Here is an 18,697-nt window from a genome sequence, read left to right on the forward strand (position 1 = left end):
CATCATGAACGACCAGGACGCTCAGCCGCCTCTGCCCAGCGGAGGGGCATTCCCGATCCCCGGGACGCTCGCGGCGGAGGACGCTGTGCAGCAGAAGGCTGCCGCCGACCTCGGCGGTCCGCCCGAGCCGCCGAAGGTCAGCGGCGGCTGGATCGCCCTCCTCGCGCTGGGCATCTTCGGCGCCTACCTGGCCTTCGTCACCCCGATCGCGATCTCGCTCGCGATCCAGGTCGAGGCGCTGGCCCCGGGCGGCGAGGAGTACCTCGGGATCCTCCTGGGGCTCGGCTCGCTCGGCTCCCTGCTCGTCGGCCCCCTGGGAGGTCAGCTCAGCGACCGGACTCGTACCCGACTCGGCCGGCGTCGGCCCTGGATCCTGATCGGCACGGGGATCGGCCTCGTCGGCCTCACCGTGATGGCCGCGGCGCCGAGCATCCTCGTCCTCGGCATCGGCTGGGTCGTCGCGCAGATCGGCTGGAGCCAGACGGTCGCGAACTTCACCACTCTCCAGGCCGACAAGCTCCCCGAGAACCAGCGCGGCAAGGTCGGAGCCATCACCGGCTTCTCGACCATGGTCGCGCCGGTGTTCGGCGCGGTCATCGGCGGCACCCTCGCCGGGCAGCCTTTGGCCCTGTTCCTCGTCCCCGGCGTGATCGCCCTGGTGCTGGTCCTCGTCTTCGTCCTGTTCGTGAAGGAGGAGGACAGCCGCACCGCACCCGCCGAGCAGACCCTCACCGCCGGCATCGTCCTCTCGAAGTACGTCTTCAACCCCCGCAAGTACCCCGACTTCTCCTGGAACTGGCTGGGCCGCTTCTTCTTCTTCTTCGGCCTCACCCTGAACACCTCATACACCGCCTTCTTCTTCTCCTCGCGGCTCGATCTTCCCGTCGACGAGATCGGCGGCACCGTGGCGACGGTCGGCCTGATCGGCATCGTCGGCACGATCATCGGAGTCTTCGCGGGCGGGTTCCTCAGCGACAAGCTCCGCCGCCGCAAGGCGTTCGTCCTCGGCTCCGCCGTGCTCTTCGCCGCCGGCTCGCTCGTCATGCTCGTCGCGCAGGACCTCCCGCTCCTCATCGTCGGCGCGTTCATGGGCAATCTCGCGATCGGCGTCTTCTCTGCCGTCGATCAGGCCCTCTTCCTCGACGTGCTGCCCGAGCGCGAGACGGAGGCCGGCCGCTTCATCAACCTCACGCAGTTCGCGACGACGATCCCGCAGGCGCTCGCCCCTCTCGTCGCCTCGGCGATCCTGGCGGTGAGCGTGTCGGTGGGCGGAGAGCGCGACTACTCACTCCTGTACATCCTCGCTGCGGTGTTCACGCTCATCGGCGGCGGCGTCATCCTCCGCGTCCGCTCGGTGCGCTGACCGATCCCCGTTCAGGAAGAGAGAACCGCCATGACGGCACTGCGACCGGATTTCCTCTGGGGAGCCTCCACCGCCCCGCACCAGATCGAGGGCGGCAACGTGAACAGCGACTGGTGGGTGTACGAGCAGCGCTCCCCCCGCTTCGCCGCGAGCGGCGACGGGGTCGACTCGTACCACCGCTACGAGGAGGACATGCGCCTGCTCGCCGGCGCCGGGCTCACCGCCTACCGCTTCGGCATCGAGTGGTCGCGGATCGAGCCCCTGCCCGGCCGGTTCTCGAAGGCGGAGCTCGCTCACTACCGCCGGATGATCGACACCGCGATCGGTCTCGGTTTGACGCCGGTCGTCACGCTCCACCACTTCACCAGCCCCCGCTGGTTCGTCGAGGAGGGCGGCTGGCTCGGTGACACGGCACTCGACCGCTTCGCCGCCTACGTGCGGGAGGCGTGCTCGATCCTGGACGGCGTCGAGTGGGTGTGCACGATCAACGAGCCCAACATGTTCGCGTTCATGATCCTCATGAGCCGCATGATCAACTCCGACGCGGTGCCGACGATCGACACCCCCACCGTCCAGGCGGAGGGCGGCTTCACCCTGCCCTCGCCCTCACCCGAGACGACCGCGAGGCTGATCGAGGCGCATCACGCCGCCCGAGCGATCGTGCGCGAGCTCACGAGCGCGAAGGTGGGGTGGACCGTGGCCAATCTCGCGCTCCACGCGCTTCCCGGAGGCGAGGCACGGCTCGACGAGGAGCGGAGAGTCCGGGAGGACGTGTTCCTCGAAGCCGCCCGAGGTGACGACTTCCTCGGCGTGCAGGCGTACTCGACTCAGGCCGTCGACGCGAACGGCCTCGTCCCCCACCCGCCGAGCGCCGAGAACACCATGGTCGGTACCCCGTACCGGCCCGACGCGCTCGGCATCGCGCTCCGGCACGCGTGGGAGGTGAGCGGAGGAGTCCCACTCCTCGTCACTGAGAACGGCATCGCGACTCCCGACGACGATCGGCGCATCGCCTACACGGAGGACGCCCTCCGGCACCTGCGAGCGGCGGTCGCCGACGGGATCGATGTGCGGGGCTACCTGCACTGGAGCCTGCTCGACAACTTCGAGTGGGGCCACTGGGAGCCCACCTTCGGCTTGATCGCCGTCGACCGCGAGACCTTCGAGCGGTACCCCAAGCCGAGTCTCGCGTGGCTCGGCCGGATCGCGCAGGCCTCGCGCCACCCGTGACCGGGATCACCCGGCCCCGGAGGGGCGTCGCACGACCGACGCTGTGACCGCCACAGCAGAACGGAAGGACCATCACGCATGACGACCTCATCCCCCTACGTCTTCGTCGGAGCCCGCAGACCTTCGGGCGAGGGCGACCCGGCCCCGTACCTCCGCCGGGCCTTCTCGGTCGGCCACGGCCTGCGCCGTGCCGAACTCGTGGTCACCGCGCTCGGCGTCCTCGAGGCGTACGTCAACGGCGAGCGTCTCAGCGACGAGGTGCTCGCTCCGGGGTGGACCTCGTACCGGCACCGCGTGGTCGCGCGGCGCCATGACGTGACCGCGCTGCTCGCCCCTGGAGAGAACGTCGTCGGGGCGGTCGTGGGAGAGGGCTGGGCCGTCGGAGCGCTGACCTGGGAGAACATCCGCCACAACTACGTCGATCGGCCGGCTCTCTTCGCGCGCCTCGAGCTCGTCTACGACGACCGGACGGAGTTCGTCGGCACCGACGGCGAGGTGCGGGTCGGCACAGGCGCCGTGCTCTCCTCCGGCATCTACGCGGGCGAGGCTCACGATGCACGCGCCGAGCCGCTCGGCTGGGCCGCGCCCGGTTTCGACGACGCGTCGTGGGAGCGGGCCGTCGAGGTGCCGTGGGACGCCGCGACGGTCGTCGTCGACGACACTCCGCCGATCCATCGCACGGAGGAGCTCGCCCCCGTCGCGATCACGACGAGCCCGAGCGGCCGGCCGATCGTCGACTTCGGCCAGAACATCTCGGGACGGCTGCGCCTGACCGTGTCCGGCGAGGCCGGAACGACGATCACCCTCCGTCACGCCGAGCTGCTCACCCCGGAGGGCGAGCTCGAGACCGAGACGCTGCGCAGCGCCGCTGCGACGGACCGGTACACCCTCCGCGGCGTCGCCTCCGAGACGTGGGAGCCGCGCTTCACCTTCCACGGCTTCCGCTACGCCGAAATCGACGGCTGGCCCGGCGAACTGCGGGCGGAGTCGCTCCGCGCCGTGGTCCTGCACAGCGAGATGACCCGCACCGGCTGGTTCGAGACGTCGAACCCGCTGGTGACGAAGCTGCACGAGAACACCGTCTGGTCCATGCGCGACAACTTCGTCGGTGTCCCGACCGACTGCCCGCAGCGCGACGAGCGTCTCGGTTGGACGGGCGATCTGAATGCGTTCGCGCCGACTGCGACGTTCCTCTACGACGTCCGCGGAGTGCTCGGATCCTGGCTGCAAGACCTCGCGGTCGAGCAGGCCGACACCGGGACCGTTCCCTGGACGGTGCCCGACGTCCTCCCGACCGGATCGTCGGCCACCGCGCTGTGGAGCGACGTCGCCGTCAGTCTGCCCTGGGCGCTGTACCAGGAGTACGGCGACCTCGCGATCCTCCGCCGCGCCTATCCGTCGATGACGGCCTTCATCCGTGAGGCGGAAGCGGCACTCGACGAGGACGGTCTGTGGGGGAGCGGCTTCCAATTCGGCGACTGGCTCGACCCCGACGCTCCTGCCGACAACCCCGCGGGTGGAAAGACCGATCGTTACCTCGTCGCCTGCGCCTACCTCTGCAAGACCACCCGGGAGATGGCCGAGGCCTCGCGGCTTCTCGGCGAGAGCGCCGACGCCGAGCACTTCCTCGCTCTCGCGAAGCGCGTCCGCGCGGCGTTCCGGCGGGAATTCGTCACCGAGACCGGTCGCGTGGTCAGCGAGTCCGCCACCGGCTACGCGCTGCCGATCATGTTCGACCTGCTCGACGCCTCGCAGAAGCGGAAGGCCGGCGCGAAGCTGGCCGAGATCGTCGCGCAGTCCGGCTTCACCATCTCGACCGGGTTCGCCGGCACCCCGCTGATCACCGACGCGCTCAGCAGCACAGGTCACCTCGAGGAGGCGTACGAACTGCTGATGCAGACGAGGAGCCCGTCCTTCCTCTACCCGGTGACGATGGGCGCGACGACGATCTGGGAGCGCTGGGACTCCGTCCTCCCCGACGGCACGGTCAACGCCACGGGGATGACGTCCCTGAACCATTACGCCCTCGGCGCCGTGGCCGACTGGCTGCACCGCGTCGTCGGCGGCCTCACCCGCACCTCCGCGGGCTGGCGCACCCTGACGATCGCACCGCAGCCCGGAGGCGGTCTGACCTCGGCCAGGGCGGTGCACGACACGGTCCTCGGCCGCGCCGAGTCCCACTGGCGAGCCGAGGACGGCGAGATGCTGTTCGACGTCGTCGTCCCCGACGGTGCCGCAGCGACCGTCGTCCCGCCGCTGCACCCGGATCGGCTGAGCATCGAGGTCGGGCCCGGCGCCCACTCGTGGCGCTACCCCCTGCCGGAGGGCTTCGGGGAGGCGGTCGCGCTCTCTCTCGACACCCCGATCAAGGAGGTCATGAAGCACGAGGACGTCTGGCGGGCCGTACTCGACGTGATGCGCGCCTACTTCCCCGGTGTCCCCGTCGAGGCGGCCGGCAGCCACATGGGCGACCTGCCTCTCGGGATGCTCGCGTCCCGTCTGCCGCAGAACGGCGAGGCGATGGAGCGCGATCTGCTCGCGGTCCTCGGCACCGTCTGAGGGCGGTGAGGACACAACCCGGTCGATAGGAGGAATCTCGATCGAGCCGTTGACGCGCGTTACTATCGATGATTTGCTTCGGTAACGCGCGTTATCACCGCCCGCCCTCATGACAATGGAGTTCTGACATGACCGTTCCCCGTCACCCCGACGGCCCCTCCGGCCCCCGTGCCGTGTCCGACGAGCCGTCGTTCGATCTGCCCCTGAGCCCCGCCGCCAGCGTCGAGTTGGGCGCTGAGAACATCGCCAACGCGGTGCGCTCCGGCTCCGACGAGCGGGTGCCGCTTCGCAAGCGCTACCTCGCGGCGCTCTTCTTCGGCCAGTTCGCCCTCTACGTCGCGTTCGTCGCGCCCATCGCCTACTCGCTCGCGGTCCGCGTCGGCCAGATCGCGCCGGATACGCGGGACACCGCCCTCGCTCTCGCAGTGGGCATCCCCGGTGTGCTCGTCGTGATCTGCGCGCCGATCGTCGGAGTGCTGAGCGATCAGACCAGGTCCCGTCTCGGACGCCGCCGCCCCTGGCTCCTCGGCGGCGCCGTGGTCGCCCTGATCGGATCGGCCGTCATCGGGTTCACCGAGACGGTGCCTCTCCTGATCGCGGGCTGGAGCGTCGCCTACCTCGGCTACTCCGTCTGCGGCGCGATGATCGCGACCCACCTCGGCGACCGCCTCCCCGAGGGTCAGCGCGGCAAGGTGATGGGCATCCTCGGCGCCATCAACCAGATCGCACCGCTGTTCGGCGTGATCCTCGGTGGAGTGCTCTCCGCCACCGGCGGCGGCCTCTTCATCGGCCCCGGCCTCCTCGCCTTCGTCGGAACGCTCCTGTTCGCCATCGTGATGAAGGACGCGGCCTTCACCGGGCCCGTCGTCCGCGCCGGCTCCCAGAAGATCCTCTCCGGATTCTGGTTCAACCCGCGCAGGTACCCCAACATCGCCTGGGTCTGGGTCAGCCGCGCGCTGATCTTCATGGCGCTGTCCTTCTCCGGGCTCTACGGCATCTACCTGCTGCAGACGCGTCTCGGACTGGGCGCCGCGGAGGTCGCCACGATCGTCTCGCTCTCCGGTGTCGTCAGCATCGCCGCGGGCATCGGCGGCGCGATCGGGTCCGGCTACCTCTCGGACAAGCTCAAGACGCGCAAGCCGTTCCTGATCGTCAGCGGCGTGCTGATCGCCGCCGGTCTCATCGGGACCGGGACCACGGCGAGCCTCGCGCAGTACGTCGTCGCCGGCGTCTTCACCGCCTTCGCGATCGGGGTCTACGGCGCCGTCGACCAGGCGCTCATGCTCGACGTCCTGCCGCAGGACGAGGACGAGAACGGCCGCTACCTCTCGATCCTCCAGCTCGGCACGTCCGTCCCGCAGGCGGTCGGACCTCTCCTCGCCGGCGCCGTGCTCGCGCTCTTCGGCGGCGGGTACAGCGGGGTCTACTTCGTGGGAGCGGCCTTCGCCGTGCTCGGTGCCCTCGCCATCATCCCCATCGCCGTCGGTCGCCGGGCCGAGCTGTCCACCACCAGCATCCAGACGCCGTAGCCGCCGCGCCGGATCCGACACCCGCCCTGGAGAGAGCACGATGACCCCCTCAGCCGTCGACCCCGAGTTCGCCGATCCCTACCTCGACGTCGACGAGTGGCGCGAGGACCCGTCCCCTCGGCGCTACCTGCACGGGGGCTTCCGCGGCACCGAGACCCGCTTCTCGATCCACCTGCCTCCGGCGGAGCGCTACGAGGGCCGCTTCTTCCACTACATCACCCCGGTCCCCGACAGCGAGCACTTCTCCGAAGGGGGGACCGGGGAGGAGGACAAGGTCTCGTTCGCGCTCGAGAGCGGGGCGATCTTCGTCGAGACCAACGGAGGCGGGCCCTCGGCCGCGGACCCCTTCTCCGGCCTCGATCTCACGATCGGCGCGTACCGGGCGAACGCAGCGGCCGCACGCTTCGTGCGAGAGACGGCGGTCGAGGCGTACGGACCGCATCGCGTCCACGGCTACGCGTTCGGCGGCAGCGGCGGTGGCTTCCGCACGATCGGCGGCGCCGAGAACACGGTCGGAGTCTGGGACGGCTACGTGCCCTATGTCATCGGCTCGCCGATGTCGATCCCGAACTGCTTCACCGCCCGCATGCATGCTCTGCGCATCCTCCGGGACCGCTTCGACGGCATCGTCGACGCCCTCGAGCCCGGCGGCTCCGGCGACCCGTTCCTCGGCCTCGACGAGGAGGAGGCCGCCGCGCTCACCGAGGTGACCCGCATGGGCTTCCCGCTCCGCTCCTGGTTCGCCCACCGGACGATGGGGATGCACGGTCTGGCCGTCCTCTACCCGGGCGTCCGGGCGATGGACCCGTCGTACTTCGACGACTTCTGGAGCGTCCCGGGCCACCTCGGCGCCGACGGATCGCCGTCCCTCGACCGGGACCGGGTGCAGCTCCCGACGCGGATCGTCGAGCTGCTCGGGGCCGCGGACCTCGCCGCCGCAGGCATCGACCCGGGGGACAGGCCGGGGGAGTCGACCGGCGCCGCGGACGACGCCTGGCGAGGGACCTCGCGGACCCCGGTCGTCGCGGTGCGCCTCGCCGAGGCGCCGTCGATCGATCCCGGGGCGGCGGAGCTCGTCCTGGGCTCGGGTGGTTCCGTCGGCAGACGGATCGTCGTCACCCGGGTCGTCGGGGACGTCGCCGTGCTGGGACCGGCCGAGAGCCGGGTGCTGACCGGCCTCGCTGCCGGAGACGAGGCGACCCTCGACAACAGCGGCTTCCTGGCCCTGCAGACTTACCATCGCCATCAAGTCCCCTCGGCGGAGTTCTCCGTCTGGGACCAGTTCCGGAACAGCGGAGGCGAGCCGCTGCCCCCGCAGCGCCCGCTCCTGGTCGGGCCGATCTTCGCGGCGGGGGCCGCGGGGACCGTGCAGAGCGGACGGTTCGACGGCCGCATGATCGTCGTGGAGTCGCTGCTCGACCGGGAGGCCTACCCGTGGCAGGCCGACTGGTACCGCGCACGCGTCCGCGAGCACGGTGGTGAGGACCGCCTGCGCGTGTGGATGACGGACAACGCCCTGCACGGCGACTTCGAGCGGCAGGAGCACCCCCTCCGCACCGTCTCCTACCTCGGCCAGCTGCACCAGGCCCTCCGCGATGTCTCGGCGTGGGTCGAGGACGGCGTCGAGCCCCCCGCCTCGACCCGGTACGACGTCGTCGACGGACAGGTCGTCGTCCCGGTCGACGCCGTCGACCGGCGGGGGATCCAGCCCACGGTGACTCTCACGGTCGACGGCGGCGTCCGCGCCGAGGTCCGGGCCGGCGACGAGGTCGTGCTGGCCGCGGTCGCGACGACTCCCGGCGTCGGCGCCGTCGTCGCGGTCGAGTGGGACCTCGACGGGTCGGGCGAGTTCGCGACGAGGACGCCCGTGGAGCCGGCTGCTACGGTGCGGGCTGAACTGCGGACGGCGTTCACGGATCCGGGCACGAGCTTCCCCGCCGTGAGGGTGACCGCTCACCGCGACGCTCGCACCGACACTCCGTTCGCGCGCCTCCAGAACGTCGCTCGAGCCCGCGTCGTCGTCGTCTGATCGGCGGCCCCGCGCGACCGGCATCCGGTCGGTCGAACGAGGCCTCCGGTGGGCCTCCTCAGCACGTCCTCGGCGCGTACCCGAGCACCCGCTGCTCGACCGCCCCTGCCGCCCCGAGCGAGACCGTCACGGATCCGGCGGCCAGCGACGTCGTCCGTGTGGTGAACGCGTGCGTCGCGCTCGACCCGGGAGCGACGCTCGCGAAGGTGCGCGATCCGAAGGCCGTCTCGAACGCGACGCGCAGGGGCACCGGCTCCTGGTTCCGGCACGTCACCGTGACGTACGCGCTGCTGCCGATGCACCGCGTGCCGACGGTCGTCGTCGCGGCGTACTGCACGGGAGCGGCGCCCAGTCGCGTGACCGAGAGGTCGCGGAACTCGGCCGTGCCGAAGCCGTAGCTGCTCTGCAGGCCCGCGTAGCTCGCCTCGGGACGATGCGTCGTGTCGGTCGCCGAGAGCACCAGCACGCCGTCGTCGAAGAGCCGCAGCGCGCTGCCCTCGAGCTCGAAGCGCAGGCGGTGCTGCACCCCGGCGACGATCTCGCTCGCCGAGCCGACTCCGGCGAGCTTCGTGTTCTGCCCGTTCGCGAAGCGGCCGATGGCGTAGCGGTTCCCCCACGCCGAGATCCCGGCGTAGTAGTGGTCGCCCCGGGTCGTGCTGCGCGCGATCACGACCGTGTCGCGACCCTCGGGCGTCGATGCGGTGGGAGTGACGGCGACCGACACCGCGTAGTCCGGCGCCGGCAGCAGGGTGTTGCCCTGGAGGGCCTGCGGCGAGTTCCGCGGCGCGTTGCCGAGGCTGCGGGCCGCTCCGTCCCGGATGTCGAACGACGCCCCGGTGGGCACGACGGCCGCGTGGGTCATCGCCCACTTCGCGGGATCGATGATCGCGACGGAGTCGCTCCACACGGCGAGCTGGATCGTCTCGTTCCAGCCGGGCCGATTGTTCTTCACGTTGTAGAGCAGGTGGGTGCGGCCCTGGTGCTCCACGGCGAAGGAGCGGTAGATCATCGAGTCCTCGGGCCCGCCGACGACCCCGAGGTCGAGGTCGAGGCGCGAGCGGTCGAGGGTCCAGGCGAGGCCGTCGGGGGAGGTCATGCGGCCCGCGCGCGACGGATGGTCGGCCTGCCAGCCGATGACGCGGCTCTCGTAGGTGCCGTCGGCGAGCTTCCGCACGTTCGGACCGCCGACGCCCAGCGACGCCCAGCCGCCGTCCTCCATCGGCCGCACGAGGGGATTGGCGGGGTGCTTCGTCCAGGGCCCCTCGGGGCGGGGGGCGGGGGCGCAGCAGATGAACTCGGGCTCGCCTCCGGCCGACGCGATCTTGCCCGCGGTGTACCACATCTTCCACAGGCCGACCGAGGCGTCGTAGAGGAGCGAGGAGTTGTAGAGGAAGCCGTCCTCCCACGCCGCGGTGGGCGCGAGCACCACGCCCTTCCTCTCGAACGGGCCGTCCGGCTGCGTCGCGACGGCGTAGTGGATCCGGCCGATCCCGGCGGTGTCCATGCCGAAGTAGGTCATGTGCCACAGACCGTCCTTCAGCACGACGCTGGGCTGGTTGAGATAGCCGCGCTCGGTCTCGAGGACCGGGAGCAGGAGCGCCTCGGGGCGCTTGGTCCAGGTGAGGCCGTCCTCGCTGGTCGCGTAGCCGATGCCGTGCAGCGAGCCGTACCAGACCTTGAAGAGCGGGCCCGAGCCGGAGCCGTAGACGCAGCTCGGGTCCTGCAGGATGTCCGTCTCCCACGGGAGGTCCCTCTGCAGGATCACGCCGCGCCGCTCCCAGCCGGGGACGGGCCGGAACGTGTCGCGCAGGAGCACCTGCGCGGGTGCGGCGGCGAGGGGTGCGGCCTGCGCTGACTGCCCGGCGAGCAGGACCGCTCCGCCGGCGAGCGCGCCGCCGAGCAGTGCGCGCCGGGAGGCATGGGGGAGGGGGTGCGGATCGGTCACGGGTGGCTCCTCATCGAGCGGGTGGTGTGCGGACGGCCCGCGCGAGACGTTCGCGCGGGCCGGAGGGGTCGAACGGGACGGAGCCCGCTACTCCATCAGCGTGAGCGTCAGGGTCGAGCTGTAATCACCCGCCTCGGTCGTGGGCAGGATCTCGAGGGCGAGCTCCGCGGTCGACGTCCAGCTGCCCTCCGTCGCGACGCCGGCCGAGTCGTCGGTCAGGGCGAGGAACTCCTGGTCGACGAGGCCGACGTTGCCGGGGGCCTCGTCGAAGACGGTGCCGACATCGGAGCCGGCCGAGACGATGCCGCTGTCGCCGCCGTCGATCAGGCGGGGCGACCAGCCGAGCTGCGACGCGGGGATCGGCGCCTGGCCCGCGCTGCCGATGAACTCGGAGGCGGAGCCGAGGACGTACCAGCCTGCGCCGTCGGGGATCTCGTCGGCGGACCGGGTGTCGGTGACCGTCACGGTGGGGAGTGTGCCGGTGAAGCGGCGGAGCTCCGGCGTCGATCCGGTCTCGGCGAGAGCGGTGGAGGCTCCGTCGACCGTCATCGACAGCGCGCCGGGGCCGGTGAGCGGGGTGATCGTGACGTCGACCGAGACGGAGTCGTCGTCGAGCTCGGCGGCGGCCGCCTGGCCGGCGACGGCGGTGAGGAGCAGGCAGCCGGCGGCGGCCGCCGCGGTGCGGGTCCAGAGGGTTCGAGGCGTCATCGCGTCTTCTTTCGGGTCGGGCTCGCCGGGGCGAGCGCGGGAGGGTCTCGAGGGGGAGGAGGGGTGGGAGCGGATCGCCGCTCCCACCCCTCCCGTGCTCAGCAGGTGCGAGCGGTGTACGGCGCGTCGACGGTGCGGGTGAGCGCCGTGCCGTTCACGGTGGCCGTGGCGTCGACCGTCGCGGTGCCCGCCGGGATCGAGCCGAGGCGGGTCGTGAACGACTGCGTCGCCGAGGAGCCGGGCTTCACGCCGGTGAACACCTTGGTGCCGTAGGCGGTGCGCAGCGTCATGCCCATCGGAGTCGCCTCCTCGTTCTTCGCCGTCACCGTGAGCACGACCTTGCCGCTGATGCAGCGCGTGCTCGCCGTCGCCGTCACCTTCAGCGCGGGGGCCGCGGCGATGGTGAAGGACGCGGTGGGCGAGGCGGCGGAGGCGCCGACCGGGTTGGTCGCGACGACGCTCGCCGTGTACGTCCCCGCGGGCAGGGCGGTGAACACGGCGCTCGTGGTCGTGCCGGTCTTCGTGATCGCCGCGCCGCCGGTCGGAGTGACGGTCGCGGTGTACCCCGTGATCGCCGCCCCTCCGTCGGCCGGAGCGGTCCAGGAGACCGTGGCCGCGTCACCGGCGACGGCGACGGTCGGTGCCGCCGGTGCTTTCGGAGCAGTGGCGGCACCTCCCTCGACCGTGACCGTCACGCTGGGCCGCAGCGTGGTGCCCGCCATAGCGCCGAGCACCGTGAAGGTGCCGGCGGTGGCGTACGAGGCCGGAGCGACCGCGTCCCAGGTGACGGGGCGCGACTCCTTCGCCCCGGTGCCGCCGCTGAAGACGGCGACCGCGGTGCGCGGGAGGTCGGGCGCCTTGCCGAGGGCGGTCGTCGCGGTCTGCTGCTCGATCGAGGCGATCTCGCTGCCGCTGTCGCCGACGCTGATGGTCGCGGTGATCGCCTGCGTCGATCCCGTCAGCACACCGGTCGCGGTGATCGTGCCGGGAGTGGCGAAGCGGGAGGCGGGGATCGCGTCCCAGGTCGCGCGCAGCTCACCGCGTGAACCGTCCGAGTAGACGCCGATGACGGTCGCGGGGAGCGTCACCGGGGTGTTGACGGTGGTCCGCTTCGCCACGGCCTCGAAGGAGCCCGGGTAGTCGGCGTAGACGTCGAACTCGGAGGCGCCGATCGCCGAGTAGGCGCCGCTGGTCGCGCGGCTGGCCTGGAAGGTCGCGCGCAGCTGCGTGGTCGTCACCGGAGTGAAGGCCACCTCGCTGGGCGTGCCCATCGCGTTCACCGGGTACTGGGTGCCGGCGCGCAGGGCGACGGGCTTCCAGGTGGTGCCGTCGAGGTACTCGAGCGACCAGGAGGCGGGGAGGGCGACGCCGCCCCCGCTGCCCTGCTCGGCGTCGTTCCAGAACGAGGCTCCCGCTCCGGCGAGGCGCGTCGGCGTCGACCAGGTGTAGGTCAGCGTCTGGCTCGCCGGACGGGCGCCGTCGGCGTACGTCCCCCAGAGCTTCGTCTGCTCGGTCTGCACGCCCGGCACGGTCTCACCGTCGTTGATCGAGGCGAGGCGGTTCCACGGGGCGACGTACGAGGCGGACGGAGTCGCGTACGACCCGACCTCCGGGCCCAGCGGGCGGACGTCCGAGACCTCGACGACCTGCTCGAGGGTCGTCTGCTTCACGGTGTCCGAGGCGGTGAAGCGCAGGGTGTACGAGCCGGGCTTCGAGAAGCGGACCGTCGTCGCCGCGGAGGCGGCGTCGGTGAAGGTCGCCGTCGAGTCCGCGGGCTTCGCGACCACGGTCCAGGCCTGGGTGAGCTCCCCGATCGGCAGCCCGTCGTCGGACGCGGTGCCGACGAACCGCGCGATGCTCGGGTCGGCGACGGCCAGGCGCTGGATCGACACGACGGGCGCCGCGTTCTCCGCCGGCGTGTAGGCCGCAGCCACGTTCTTCAGCTGCACCTCCTTGATGCCGGTCTTCTGACCCTGCTGGTGCGCGACGAGGACCCGGAACTTCTGGGCGGTCACGTCGGCGAACCGGACGGTGTTCTCGTTGCCGGTCGGGACCTTCGGCGTGCGGGCCTGGGCCGTCACCGACTTCCACGCCGCGCCGTCCCAGTACTGCACCGAGTACGACTTCGGGGCGGAGTAGCCCTGCACGGTCGTGCCCGAGGAGGTGCGGTAGAAGTAGATCCCGGCCTGGTTCACCTTCTGCGCGCTGCCGAGGTCGATCTCGAGCCAGTCGCTGGCGTTCGGCGATCCGGCGGTGCCCCAGAAGGGCTCGTTGACGGTGGAGCCGTCGACCGCGTTGGCCGGCACGAGGCTCTTGCCGGAGGGAGTGTTCCCGCCGGCCGAGTAGGAGGCCGTGGCGGTCGTGCCCTGGGCGAGCTCGGGAGCGGAGCTGGTCGTCGGGTCGACGTCGACGCCCGCCTTGCCGAGCAGGTCGACGACCCGATCGGTCGAGGCGAAGCGCACGTCCTGCGCGGGCTTCACGGCGTTCGCGGCCGAGAAGAGCACGGTCGCGTCGGTCGTGACCTCACCGGTGACGGTGTCGAACTCGACCGGCACGAGGCTGTCGATCGTGAAGGCGCGCTTCCCGTCGAGGTAGACGGAGTAGCCCTCCGGGGTGTCGCCGTAGTGGCGGGTTCCGCCGGGCTCGTCCCACACGATCGTGAGGTCCTTGTCGTGGTACTTCAGGTTGTTCGCCGTGAAGTGGTCCCAGTCGATGTCGATGGGCGAGAGCTCGAGGACCGAGTCGGTGCGGGCCTGCAGGCCCATCGCGTCCTCGACGACGGTGAAGTTCGTCGTTCCGAGCTGCGTCTGGTGGATCCAGGAGCGGTACTTGATCGATCCGCCGTCGGCGGCCGAGCCGTGCGACCAGAACTCGTTCTCGTTCTGGCGGGTGACGTCGCCCTTCTCGTAGCTGGCCCAGGCGTTCCAGTAGAGCATCTTCTTGTAGTAGTCGCTGGTCAGGTACGAGTTCGGGTAGTCGCGCAGCGTCGAGGACAGCAGGCGGAACATGACCGTGGAGTTGATGGTCGAGAAGTTGTTCGAGTAGTGCTTGCCCGATCCGGCGTCGCGCAGCGCGCGGGCCTTCGCGTCCTTCTGGTTGGCGGTGTAGAAGGGGAACGGCGCGTACTGCTCGCTGTCGACGAAGAGGCGGAAGGCGTCGAGGTACTTCTGGTCGAAGTCGGCGTCGCCGGGCTTGGGCATGAGGCCGACGGTGTACGGGTAGTACATGTTGACCTCCTTCCACGGGATCTTCGATCCGGCGGCCAGGCCCGAGGAGCCGTCGGAGTAGGAGGCCTTGATCATGTTGCCGAAGAAGCCCGCTTCGTCGGCGGTGCTGCGCTTGTCCTCCCAGAGGACGTCGAGGACCGACTTCTTGATCGCCTCGGCCTTGGCCGTCATGCGGTCGGCGCCCGCGGTGTCGCCGGCGAGCCGGTACGCCTCGGCGGCGGCCACGGCACCCGAGTAGAGGTACGCGCTCTCGGGGCGGTCCATCGGGTAGGAGTTCCACGCGTCTCTGTTGCGCCACGAGAACGAGACCGCGTCGACGTCGTTGCCGGTGAGGGCGGGGTTCGAGTACTCGAGGAGGTTGTTCTTGTTCTTGTCGAACTCGGCCAGCTGCCCGGCGACGTCGTCCTCGGCGTAGGTCGCGAGCTTGTCGGCGATCGCGGCGTCACCGCCGTGGAGCGCGTAGGAGTTCCACGCGGCCTCGGAGATGTAGTTGGTGTAGCTGCTGTTCCAGTGGGCGGGGTTGCCCGGGTTGTCGATGTAGCGGCTCTCACGCGCGGTCTCACCGGCCGACAGCCAGGTGCCGTAGGCGCTGGAGGGATCGCGGAAGTACTTCATGTCCTCGATGAACATGCCCGCCGTGAGGACGATCGCGTTGTTGTAGGCGGCGCCGAAGACGCCCTCCATCGAGGTGGGGAACTGGTAGTCGTTTCCCGGCACCTGCGCGTCGAGGAAGTTCGTGCGCAGCAGCCACCAGCGGTAGAAGAGCGTCTTGTCGATCTCGCCCGAGGGGGTCTCGAGGTAGGGGATGTTCTCGACCCACCACGTGTTGTAGCTCGTGGTCTGCGTCGTGAAGGCCGCCTGCGGGGTGGCGGCGGCGATCGACTGGAACTCGGTGGTGCTCTCGGGGATCTCGGTGGTGGTGAAGCCGAGCTGCAGCTTCACGTCGGCCGCCGTGGCCGAGGCCGAGACGGTGCGGGTGAGCGCGGTGCCGTCGACGCCGAAGCCGTCGCCCGAGTAGCGGGTGGAGACCTGCGTGACGTTGTTCGCGGTCGTGACGGAGCCGGTCAGCTCGCTGCCGGCCGCGGTGCGGGCCAGGCCGGACTCGGCGCGCAGGGCGACGGTCTTCGTGGATCCGTCGGTGGTGCTGATCTGCAGCCGCTCGACCGCGACGTTCTGCCGCGAGATGAACTTGGTCTGCTTCACCAGCAGGCCGCCGCCGGTGTACTCGGAGTACCAGTAGCTGGGGGTGTTGTGGCGCTTCGCCTGGTTCTCGGTGAGGGAGACGGCGGCGCCGTTCACGCTCGCGGTGAGCGTCGATCCGCTCTGGCCGAGGTCCTCGATGTAGGCGATGCGGCCGCGGAAGCCGAGGCCCGCGTCCGAGTTCTGCATGTAGACCGCGCGGCCGCGCGAGAAGAACACGCCGTTGTTGTCGTAGTCGACGTTCGCCGGCTGATCGGTGGTGAAGTCGAGACCGCCCGGCTCGTCGGGCTGGACGCCGTCGCGGGAGAGCATCCGGTCGAGCCAGAAGTCCTTGCCCGGAGCGGAGCCGGCGCCGGCGGCCAGGTCGGCGGCGTAGATCTTCCCGAGGTGGGAGACGGTGGGGTCGTAGGTCGCCGTCGTCGGCGGGATCGCCGAGGCGCCGTTGGTGAAGGTGGGGTAGCCGAGGCTCTCGTTGCTGTTCTGAAGGCCCTCGGAATAGGGATCCCACGCGGTGGCGGCGGAGGCGGGAGCCGCGACCAGGACCGATCCGGCGAGGACCGCGGTGAGGGCGGTGGCGAGTGCGGCCGTGGCCGCTCGGGATCTTCTGGGTGTTCGCATCGTCGCGGACGCTCCCGTTCTGTTCGGCAGTGAGGAAGGGGTGGGTCGCTCGCGCCGGTGGGCAGGAGGGGCCACGAGCACGGTAACAATTTCCTCAGGAGAACGAAAGCCTTTTTAAGTGTTTCGCTCGGCGCGCCTCGCGATGAGGATGATCGCCGCCGTTAGGAGCATTGTGATCCACGATCACGGCGAAAGTCTCGAAAATCACCGATCGCGCACGACCCCGAGAAGGACGAAGGGCCGCCGCGGAGCAGTGCTCCACGACGGCCCGTCCTGCGCGGTCGACGACCGCTGCCCGCCCTCAGTCGGCGACCGGGATCCAGACCCGCATCGTCGACGGTCCGCGCTCGGCCCAGTCGTAGTACGGCGTCAGCGCGACGGGCCAGTGCCCCTCGACGCGGCTGCTCCCCGACGGTCCGGACGCGTAGGGCCACGCGCCCTCCGTCGGAGAGATCGAGATCAGCCGCACCTGCACGTCCGAGCCCACGACGCGCGGCTCGACACCCGGGTCCAGGCGCAGGGTCGACACGTCGGCGGCGTGCAGCTGCTCGGGCACGTCGGTCGACTCGAGCGCGTAGACCAGGGGTCCGCGCTCGACGGCGAGGCAGCCGCGCACCGCGTCGACCCGGGGGTCGGCGCGCACGAAGCGGGCGGGGAGGGCGAGCTCCACCACGATCTCGTCGCCCCGCGCGAAGGTCGCGCCGAGCTCGAGGTAGCCGTCGTGGATCCGCTTCTCGAACGTCTTGGTCGTGCCGTCCGCACGGCGGAGCGTCACCGGCGGCTCGGCGGCCCAGCTCGGCACGCGCACGCTCAGGGTCCACGGCGCGGGTCCGCTCTCGAGCACGCGCACGGTGATCCTGCCGTCGTCCGGGTAGGCGGTCTCGACCGAGAGGTCGATCGCCTGGCCGCTCGCGAGGGTCGTCGTGATCCGCGCGGAGGCGAACTGGTGCAGCTGGATCCCGTGCGCGTCCTTCGTCGCCAGGTAGGCGGCGAGACTGGCGAACGTGCGCGCGACGTTGGTCGGGCAGCACGACACCTCGAACCAGGGCGCGCGCAGCGACGAGGAGGCCCGCACCGATGCCTCGTAGGGGTCGGCGGGAGCGCCGGGGCGGCGCTGGTGCAGCGTGTTCGCGTAGTAGAAGGCCCGACCGTCGCGCGAGGGCGAGGTCGCGACGACGTTGAAGAGCGTCCGCTCGATCAGGTCGGCGTACTCGACGCCGCCGCGGGCCAGCAGCAGGCGCCAGCTGAATTGCACCGAGGCGATGCCGGCGCAGGTCTCGGAGTAGGCGCGGTCCGGCGGCAGCTCGTGGTCGTCGCCGAAGGCCTCGTCCTGGTGGTGCGAGCCCTGACCGCCGGTGATGTAGGTGCGGCGGGAGGCGGTGGCGTGCCACTGGCGGTCCAGGGCGTCGAGCAGCTCCTCGTCGCCGGTCTCGACGGCGAGGTCGGCCGCGCCCGAGGCGAGGTAGTTCGCGCGCACCGCGTGGCCGCGCATGACGGTCGACGAGCGGATCGGCTCGTCGTCCTGGTAGTAGGAGCGGCCCCACTCGATGTCGGCGAGGACGCCGTGGCCGCGGCGCTCGACGAACAGGCGCGCCAGCTCGAGGTAGCGGTCGTCGTCGGTCACGCGCGAGAGCTCGACGAGGCCCGTCTCGACCTCGGCGTGGCCGCAGACCGACTCGATGCCGCCCTCGCCGAAGACGAGGCAGATCAGGTCGGCGGCGCGGCGCGCGATGACGAGCAGTCCGTCGTCGGCGCCGGGGCGGGTGCGCTCGCGCGCCACCGCCGCCTGGAAGAGGTGGCCCAGGCAGTAGAGCTCGTGACCCCACTCCAGGTCGGACCAGCGGGGCTGCTGCCCCTCGCGGCCGAAGCGGGTGTTGAGATAGCCGTCGCGCTCCTGCGCCGCGCCGACGCGGGCGACGAGGGCACGGAACCGAGAGTCGAGAGCGGCGGAGTCGGTCCGTCCGATCTCCCACGCGAGCGCCTCGAGGTACTTGTAGACCTCCGAGTCCGCGAACTCGCGGCCCGTCCGGCGGCCGGCGAGGGTGCCCGCGGCGGCGAGGTCGAAGTTCGGCAGCCAGCCCTCGCGCTCGAGCCAGTACTCGATGTGGTCGAGCGTGGCGGAGCCGTTGGTGCGCTGGCGGTCGGCCCAGAAGCCCGCGGTCAGCACGACCTCGTCCAGGCCCAGCGGAGTGAGGACGCCGGCGGCGGGGACGGCCGGGGCGATGGTCCGGGCGAGGGCGTCGCGGTCGCGGGAGGAGGGGGTGCGGAGGTGCGTGTCGATGGTCATGG

General features: G+C 71.1%; 9 protein-coding genes. 5 read left to right on the top strand and 4 right to left on the bottom strand.

Annotated elements, in window-relative coordinates; genetic code table 11:
* Positions 1 to 4 precede the first annotated feature (4 nt).
* From NB037_RS03750 to NB037_RS03770, 5 genes are all read left to right on the top strand, one after another.
* Positions 5 to 1,363, top strand: a complete 1,359-nt coding sequence (locus NB037_RS03750) for an MFS transporter (protein ID WP_251943810.1) — start codon at positions 5 to 7, stop codon at positions 1,361 to 1,363.
* 30 nt (positions 1,364 to 1,393) lie between these two features.
* The gene (locus NB037_RS03755; RefSeq protein ID WP_251943812.1) at positions 1,394 to 2,593 is read left to right on the top strand and encodes a glycoside hydrolase family 1 protein; all 1,200 of its coding nucleotides are present in this window, start codon (positions 1,394 to 1,396) and stop codon (positions 2,591 to 2,593) included.
* Between the two features lie 78 nt (positions 2,594 to 2,671).
* On the top strand, positions 2,672 to 5,152 hold the full coding sequence (locus NB037_RS03760; RefSeq protein ID WP_251943815.1) for an alpha-L-rhamnosidase: 2,481 nt from the start codon (positions 2,672 to 2,674) through the stop codon (positions 5,150 to 5,152).
* A 128-nt stretch (positions 5,153 to 5,280) separates the two neighbouring features.
* Positions 5,281 to 6,681 carry an MFS transporter gene (locus NB037_RS03765; RefSeq protein ID WP_251943817.1) on the top strand — a complete coding sequence of 467 codons (1,401 nt, stop codon included), beginning with the start codon at positions 5,281 to 5,283 and terminating at the stop codon, positions 6,679 to 6,681.
* A gap of 40 nt (positions 6,682 to 6,721) precedes the next feature.
* Positions 6,722 to 8,710, top strand: coding sequence for a hypothetical protein (locus NB037_RS03770; RefSeq protein ID WP_251943819.1), 1,989 nt, complete (start codon positions 6,722 to 6,724; stop codon positions 8,708 to 8,710).
* Between the two features lie 58 nt (positions 8,711 to 8,768).
* Here NB037_RS03770 and NB037_RS03775 read toward each other — a convergent pair whose 3' ends face one another.
* The 4 genes from NB037_RS03775 to NB037_RS03790 all read right to left on the bottom strand — a co-directional run bounded on the left by NB037_RS03775 (position 8,769) and on the right by NB037_RS03790 (position 18,695).
* Positions 8,769 to 10,655: a glycoside hydrolase family protein gene (locus NB037_RS03775; RefSeq protein ID WP_251943822.1), complete on the bottom strand. Its 1,887-nt coding sequence runs from the start codon at positions 10,653 to 10,655 to the stop codon at positions 8,769 to 8,771.
* Positions 10,656 to 10,742: 87 nt separating this feature from the next.
* Positions 10,743 to 11,363: a hypothetical protein gene (locus NB037_RS03780; RefSeq protein ID WP_251943825.1), complete on the bottom strand. Its 621-nt coding sequence runs from the start codon at positions 11,361 to 11,363 to the stop codon at positions 10,743 to 10,745.
* Between the two features lie 98 nt (positions 11,364 to 11,461).
* Positions 11,462 to 16,408 carry an Ig-like domain-containing protein gene (locus tag NB037_RS03785; RefSeq protein ID WP_251943828.1) on the bottom strand — a complete coding sequence of 1,649 codons (4,947 nt, stop codon included), beginning with the start codon at positions 16,406 to 16,408 and terminating at the stop codon, positions 11,462 to 11,464.
* Positions 16,409 to 16,709: 301 nt separating this feature from the next.
* The gene (locus NB037_RS03790; protein ID WP_251943831.1) at positions 16,710 to 18,695 is read right to left on the bottom strand and encodes a glycoside hydrolase family 127 protein; all 1,986 of its coding nucleotides are present in this window, start codon (positions 18,693 to 18,695) and stop codon (positions 16,710 to 16,712) included.
* Positions 18,696 to 18,697 lie beyond the last annotated feature (2 nt).

This window comes from Rathayibacter rubneri, from assembly GCF_023743255.1.
In the GTDB taxonomy this organism is placed as follows: Bacteria; Actinomycetota; Actinomycetes; order Actinomycetales; family Microbacteriaceae; genus Rathayibacter; species Rathayibacter rubneri.

Bases quoted from the DNA above. Each gene is read 5' to 3' on its own strand.
- NB037_RS03750 (WP_251943810.1), top strand. From the start codon at position 5: ATGAACGACCAGGACGCTCAGCCGCCTCTGCCCAGCGGAGGGGCATTC.
- NB037_RS03755 (WP_251943812.1), top strand. From the start codon at position 1,394: ATGACGGCACTGCGACCGGATTTCCTCTGGGGAGCCTCCACCGCCCCG.
- NB037_RS03760 (WP_251943815.1), top strand. From the start codon at position 2,672: ATGACGACCTCATCCCCCTACGTCTTCGTCGGAGCCCGCAGACCTTCG.
- NB037_RS03765 (WP_251943817.1), top strand. From the start codon at position 5,281: ATGACCGTTCCCCGTCACCCCGACGGCCCCTCCGGCCCCCGTGCCGTG.
- NB037_RS03770 (WP_251943819.1), top strand. From the start codon at position 6,722: ATGACCCCCTCAGCCGTCGACCCCGAGTTCGCCGATCCCTACCTCGAC.
- NB037_RS03780 (WP_251943825.1), bottom strand. From the start codon at position 11,363: ATGACGCCTCGAACCCTCTGGACCCGCACCGCGGCGGCCGCCGCCGGC.
- NB037_RS03785 (WP_251943828.1), bottom strand. From the start codon at position 16,408: ATGCGAACACCCAGAAGATCCCGAGCGGCCACGGCCGCACTCGCCACC.
- NB037_RS03790 (WP_251943831.1), bottom strand. From the start codon at position 18,695: ATGACCATCGACACGCACCTCCGCACCCCCTCCTCCCGCGACCGCGAC.